The sequence below is a fragment of the Brachyspira pilosicoli genome, from assembly GCF_019402445.1.
GTDB classification, from domain to species: domain Bacteria; phylum Spirochaetota; class Brachyspiria; order Brachyspirales; family Brachyspiraceae; genus Brachyspira; species Brachyspira pilosicoli_B.
On sequence record NZ_SRZM01000265.1, the window covers coordinates 1 to 6,586 of the forward strand.

6 protein-coding genes are annotated in these 6,586 nt (G+C 23.6%); 3 read left to right on the top strand and 3 right to left on the bottom strand.

From position 1 onward, the window contains the following. Nucleotides 1-111 precede the first annotated feature (111 nt). Nucleotides 112-1,173, top strand: coding sequence for a DNA adenine methylase (locus tag E6A48_RS08610; RefSeq protein ID WP_219709729.1), 1,062 nt, complete (start codon nt 112-114; stop codon nt 1,171-1,173). Nucleotides 1,174-1,211: 38 nt separating this feature from the next. Here E6A48_RS08610 and aroD read toward each other — a convergent pair whose 3' ends face one another. The 3 genes from aroD to E6A48_RS08625 are packed head-to-tail and all read right to left on the bottom strand — an operon-like array spanning nt 1,212 to nt 4,283. Further along, nucleotides 1,212-1,943 (bottom strand): type I 3-dehydroquinate dehydratase, encoded by a 732-nt coding sequence (gene aroD / locus E6A48_RS08615; protein ID WP_219709730.1) that lies wholly within the window; start codon nt 1,941-1,943, stop codon nt 1,212-1,214. A 20-nt stretch (nt 1,944-1,963) separates the two neighbouring features. Next, nucleotides 1,964-2,815: a shikimate dehydrogenase gene (gene aroE, locus E6A48_RS08620; RefSeq protein WP_219709731.1), complete on the bottom strand. Its 852-nt coding sequence runs from the start codon at nt 2,813-2,815 to the stop codon at nt 1,964-1,966. A 7-nt stretch (nt 2,816-2,822) separates the two neighbouring features. Beyond that, nucleotides 2,823-4,283, bottom strand: coding sequence for an SDR family NAD(P)-dependent oxidoreductase (locus E6A48_RS08625; RefSeq protein ID WP_308461605.1), 1,461 nt, complete (start codon nt 4,281-4,283; stop codon nt 2,823-2,825). Between the two features lie 478 nt (nt 4,284-4,761). Here E6A48_RS08625 and E6A48_RS08630 point away from each other — a divergent pair, with 478 nt between their 5' ends. After that, on the top strand, nt 4,762-5,376 hold the full coding sequence (locus E6A48_RS08630) for an HAD family hydrolase (protein WP_219709735.1): 615 nt from the start codon (nt 4,762-4,764) through the stop codon (nt 5,374-5,376). Beyond that, a partial coding sequence (locus tag E6A48_RS08635; protein WP_219709737.1) for a HAMP domain-containing protein occupies nt 5,363-6,586 on the top strand: 1,224 nt, incomplete at its 3' end. The genes E6A48_RS08630 and E6A48_RS08635, both read left to right, overlap by 14 nt.

Here is a 6,586-nt window from a genome sequence, read left to right on the forward strand (position 1 = left end):
ATATTATTAGAATCTAAAACTATAGAAGTGTTAATAACAAATTATAAAACAAATTCTTTAGATGAAGATATGAATAGAAGAAATTTATTTTCTAACATGGAAATATAGTTTATGAGGTTTATTGGAAACAAAGAAAATCTGGTAAAAAATATGTATTCAATAATTAATTCAAAAAATATACATGGTAAAATATTTTTTGATTTTTTTGCTGGAACAGCTAATGTTGGCAAATTCTTCAAGAGTTTGAATTACAAAGTATATTCATCTGATATATTATATTTTTCTTATTGTTTGCAATATGCATATATAAAAAATAATATAGTACCTGAATTTGAAAAATTATTATATTACTTAAATATAAAAAATAAGAATATGTATTTATTTTCTGATTCAAATTTAGAATTAGTTTTAGAGTATTTAAATAATATTGAGCTATTTGAAGGCTTTATATATAATAATTACACAATGGGAGGTACTGAGAATAAAGAATATAGAAGAATGTATTTTTCGGATTACAATGCAAAGAAGATTGATGCTATAAGAATTGAGATAGAGAAATGGAAAAATGATGATTTGATTAATGATAACGAGTATTTTATTTTAATAGCTTCATTGATAGAAAGTGTTTCTTTTTTTTCAAATGTTTCTGGAGTATATGCTGCTTTTCAAAAAAAATGGGATAGAAGAGCATTAAAACCTTTTGTATTAAAACCTATAAAATTAATATTTAATGATAAAAAAAATGAAATATTTTTTGGTAATAGCATTGATATAGTAAAGAATATAAATACAGATATATTATATTTAGATCCGCCATATAATGAAAGGCAATATGCACCTAACTATCATATATTAGAAACTATAGCAAGATATGATAATCCTGAAATAAAAGGTATATCTGGTATGAGGGATTATAAAGATCAAAAGTCTTCATTTTGTAATAGAAAAACTGCTTTAATTGATTTAGAATTTATTATTAATAATGCCAATTATAAATATTGTATATTGAGTTATAATGATGAAGGTATTATGAAAGAAGAAGATATAATATACATAATGTCTAAAGTTGGAAAAGTGGATCTAGTTAAATTTGATTATTTGAAATTTAAAAGTAATTCTAATAATAATAAAAAATTTGTAAAAGAGAAATTATTTATTTTAGAAAAAAATTGAATTATATAAAAATATTTGATAAAGTAAATAGTTTTTAATTAACTTTTATAAATACTGTCTATCATATATTTTAATTTTGTTGCTTCTATTTGTCCGGGTGCTGATGATCTTTTAGCTGAAGCAAATGTAATTGCAGAATAAAATAGTCTTGTTATAACGCCTTCTTCTCCCATTGATATTGATATTAACGGTATATTATTTATTTCATTATGAAGCTCTAATATAGTTAATACATCTTTTTGTTTTTTTGGAGTATAGGCTACTTTTGCTATATCAGCTTTTAATTTTATCATCTTTTTTATTCTATGAATTATTTCAAGCTTATTTGGTGTTTTATTAAAGTCATGATTAGAAAGAATTGTTTTTATGTTTTCTTTTTTTGATAGTTTTATTAATTCTTTTATATCATTTTCTTTTAGAGTTAATAATTCTATGTCTATAATTGAGAATAATTTTTTATCTATGATTGTTTTATAAATATTAATCATACTGTCATAGGTATTAGATTTTATATTTAGATTTCCGCCTTCTTTAATACTTCTTAAAGTAAATATTATAGGTTTTGTTGTGCATTTTTTTATCTCTTTAGAAAGCTCTTCTATATTATTATCACTATCTTCGTAAAAATCTGCACGCCATTCTATTAAATCTATTGGAAGTTTATCTATCTCTTTTATATATTTTATAACATCATTTTTATGTTTCTCTATAACAGGAATACATATTTTAGGAACACCATCGCCAATATTAACATTTTTTACTTTAATCATAATAACTCCGCAAATAGTTTTTAGTTAAATAAAATATTTTTTATATAATCAACAGGCATTTGTTTTGAAGTCCACATCTCAAAAGCCAATGCACCCTGATATAAAAGCATACCCATTCCATTAATTATTTTACAATTTTCTTTTTCTGCTATTTGTAACAATTTTGTTTTTGATGGGCTATATATACAATCGGCAACAATTAAATCATCTCTAAAAAATGTTTTATCTTCTATAATTGAAGCATCTTCTTTCATACCAACACTTGTAGCATTAATTAATAATTTACTTTTGTCTATTTGTTTTTTTAATTCTTTTTTATTATCCAAAGTATAAAGCTCTATTTTGCAATTAGTTTTATATTGAATATTATCTATTATTTTTTTTTGCTCAGTCCAATTATTATCTCTTTTAAAAACATATATTTCTTTTACACCGTAAAGAGCAAACTCTGTAATTATAGAAATGGAAGCTCCTCCAATGCCAAGTATTGTAACGTCACTATTTTGTATATTAATATTTTCTTCTTCAAGTGATTTTATAAAACCTTTTCCGTCTGTAGAATGACCTGTTAAAACTCCATTATCATTAACTATGGTGTTTACGCTTTGAGAGAGTTTTGCAGATTCTGAAATATTATCTAAATACTGTATAACTTCTTTTTTATTCGGCATAGATAAATTGACGCCCCTCATATTAAGCGTTTTTATAGAGGCTACAGCTTCTTTCAAATTATTTTTATTTACTTCAAAAGCCAAATACACATAATCTAATGATAATTTTTCAAAAGATTTATTATGCATGATTGGGGATAAACTATGTCTGCAAGGTGAAGCAAAAAGTGCGGTTAATGTTGTTTTTGCTGTTATATTCATTTTTTAATTATCCTGTATATTCTTCTATATATTTTTTCATCAGCAATTTTATTGTATCTTTATCGGCATCGAGTGAAGCTATATCGAATGCATCGATCATTATTTTACGTTCTTCTGGTGTTAAACATTGTACAGGGTCTTTAGCTATAAATAATTTTTTATACTGTGAAGGTATTAGAGTTTCATCATCCATTAGAATCTCTTCATATAATTTTTCACCTTCTCTTATACCTGTAAATATTATAGGAATATCTTTCTCTGTAAGACCATACATCTTAAGCATATTTTTTGCCAAATCTAATATCTTTACAGGTTTACCCATATCTAAAGTAAATATAACTCCATCATTAAGTGTACAAGCTTTTATTACTAGTCTTGCTGCTTCTCTTATGGACATAAAAAATCTAACCATTTCTGGGTGTGTAACTGTTAGAGGTTTTCCTTCTCTAATCTGCCTTTCAAAAACTGGTATTACGCTTCCGCTGCTTCCTAATACATTGCCGAATCTTGTTATTTTAAATTTAGTATTATTTTGTTCATGTGAGAGAGACATTATCATTCTTTCGCATATTCTTTTGCTTGCTCCCATTAGTGATGTTGGGCGTACAGCTTTATCTGTTGATATAAATATAAAGTTTTTAATATTGTTTTTAATTGCTAATGTAGCTATATTCTCTGTTGCGAGTATGTTGTTTTTAATTGCTTCTTCTGGATATTCTTCCATAAACGGCAAATGCTTATGTGCTGCTGCATGAAATATTATATCTGGATTTTCTTGTTTTAATATTTTATCTACTTTTACATAATCTCTAACATTAGATATAATATATTTAAACTTATGTTTGTTTTTTTCATTTTTTCTATCATTCAAAGACATTATAAGACTATGTATTGCACCTTCAGAATTATCTAAAGCCATTACTTTTTTTACAGGAAGTGTTACTAATTGTCTTACAAGCTCACTTCCAATAGAGCCTCCTCCTCCTGTAACTAGTATTGTTTTATCTTTATAATAATCAGATATCTCTTTTTCATCAAAACCAATCTCTTCTCTTCCAAGTAAATCTGAAGGCTCTATATTTCTAATGTCTTTAATAGAAGCATTTCCTTTTATAATTTCAAAAAAGCAAGGGAGTATTTTATATTTGATTCCTGTAGGATATATTATATCTAGTATTTCAAGGAGTTCTTTTTGTTTTAATGTAGGTATTGCTATAATAATTTCTTCTATTTCTATATTATCTTTTTTATATTTATTTATAATTTTTTCTATATCTTTAACTTTACCTTCAACTTTTATAGTATGATTATTAATATTAATTTCTTTTTTATTTTCATCATCATCTAAAAAACATAGTATATTATATTCATTATTTTCGTCTGATGTCAATATTTCAGAAGCAAGAGTCTCTCCTGCATTGCCTGCTCCGATAATAACAATATTTTTTTTATCCATTAAGTATCCCAAAATTATTTTTTAATAATTAATTATAGTATATATTTGTTATTATACAAGTTTTAAAATTTACTTACCGCACGGTGAGAAAGTTTATGTTTATTGGAAAAGTTGTATTTTTATATTATTTTATATTTTATGTTGATTTTCCGTGCGTTATGGACTTTTAATTTAAAAACTATTTTTAATCCAATCTTATATGTTTATTACTGAAATTTAAAATAAAAAACTATTATTGACCATGCTCAAATTAGTAATAGCACTACCCACACAGTTTTTATTAAACAATTATTTATTTACCGCACGTTGAGTAATCTTTATTAATAATAAAAATTGTATTTTAATTTTATTTATCTTTCTTTACTAATTTACCGTGCGATTATTGATACATATTTAATTATTTACAAAATACATTAATTAAAATTGTCAAAAAACTTGACAAATACAACTATAAAAATATAATGAATATATTATATTATAAGGATATAGAATGATAAAAAATATTATATCAGATATAGGAAATGTGTTATTTAAATTTGATATAGTTGATTTTCTATATAAACATACTGATAAAGTAGATGATGTAAATGAGTTTTTAGATAATACTATAAGAGATAAGAATTGGAGTTTAATGGACAAGGGAGATTTATCATTCAATGATGCTAAAAATTACTTTTTGAATGCTTGTCCAAAATATAAATTTATTTTAAAGCAAATTTTTGATTCTTATTTAAGTGATGTATTATCTATTCATCATAATATAGAAATATTAAAAGAATATAAATTAAAAGGCTATAATATATATTATTTATCAAATATGCCAGTTGAAACTTTTAATGTTATAAGAAAAAAAACAGACTTCTTTGATAATACCTGTTCTGGCGGTATAATATCAGCTGATGTAAAAATTATTAAACCAACTAAAGCAATATATGAACTGTTACTTAAAAGATATAAATTAAATATAAAAGAATGCTTGTTTATAGATGATAATTTTGATAATGTTACTGCTGCTCAAAAAATGGGAATAAAATCTATACATCTAAAAAATATAGATGATTTATCTTTAGAATTAAAAAATATAGAGTATTATGAAAATAATTAAAGACTTTTTTTTAAAAATAAAAAACCGCTATGGTGGTTTATATTTATCAATAGTTTCTATATTTGTTTTATTAGATTTAATTGCTTCTATATACATAAGTAGTTTTGTATATGAACCAAATACTACTAATTTAGTATATGTATTTTTTATTCTATTTTTACCATCATCAAGTATTATAGTTGGTATATTAATTATTATTAAATTTGTGTTAGAAGCTCTCAAAAAAAAAGAAGGCTCTCACCTTAAGCTAGCTATAGTATCAATCATGGCTTTCATGACTGTTATTACAAGTTTAGTTACTAGTAAGATGTCATATTATATTATAGAGTCTAATCTAAACCTATTTACAAATAAGAGTATTAATGACTCCCTTTCATATATAATAGAAGTTTCTAATGATGATATAATTAATAAACAAAATAGTATATTAAATAGTATATCAAATGTTTCTGTTAATTATTTAAATAATATAGATTTATCTGATAGTAGTAAAATTAGTAATATAATATACAGAGATAATATTTTTACTAACATAATTTTTGTTTCTAATTCATATTATGGATATAGTACAGTTTTATTTAATTCTCAAAATTATGTTCCTCTTGACATCAATTATAGATTTTCTCTAGATAAGATTACATTTGCTAATAGTGAATATAATGGACTGTTTTATATTAATGCTATAGTTCCATTAAGAGATGTAAATCATTATGCTATTATTTTTGATAGTATGCCTAGTAATTATATCAATGTTAGAAATAATGCTTTAAATGCTTTTAGAATATACAACTCTATTAATATGTTTACTGGAGAGTTTTCTATAGTTTTAAAACTTTTATATGTGTTTATATTAGGTATATCTACTTTTATATCTATTATTTTTGGTATTATATTTTCTAGTTTTATAACAAGACCTATAAGCTTACTTCTTAATGCTACTAACTCTATTATTAATTCAGATTTTAATATAGAAATGAAATTTTATGGGGTTCATGACCTTAGAAATTTAATATATAGATTTAATGTTATGGCTAGGGCTTTAAAATATCATAGAGATAAAGAGAAAATAAGAGTATCATTAGAAACTTGGAAGGAAGCTGCTATTAAGGTTGCCCATGAAATAAAAAATCCACTTATGCCTATTATGATGAATGCTGAGCTAATTGAAAAAAAATTAAAAAATAATATGTCTGATGATGATTTGGATAAA

Excerpts from the sequence above, each read along its gene's own strand:
- E6A48_RS08610 (WP_219709729.1), top strand. The coding sequence starts at position 112 with ATGAGGTTTATTGGAAACAAAGAAAATCTGGTAAAAAATATGTATTCA.
- aroD (WP_219709730.1), bottom strand. The coding sequence starts at position 1,943 with ATGATTAAAGTAAAAAATGTTAATATTGGCGATGGTGTTCCTAAAATA.
- aroE (WP_219709731.1), bottom strand. The coding sequence starts at position 2,815 with ATGAATATAACAGCAAAAACAACATTAACCGCACTTTTTGCTTCACCT.
- E6A48_RS08630 (WP_219709735.1), top strand. The coding sequence starts at position 4,762 with ATGATAAAAAATATTATATCAGATATAGGAAATGTGTTATTTAAATTT.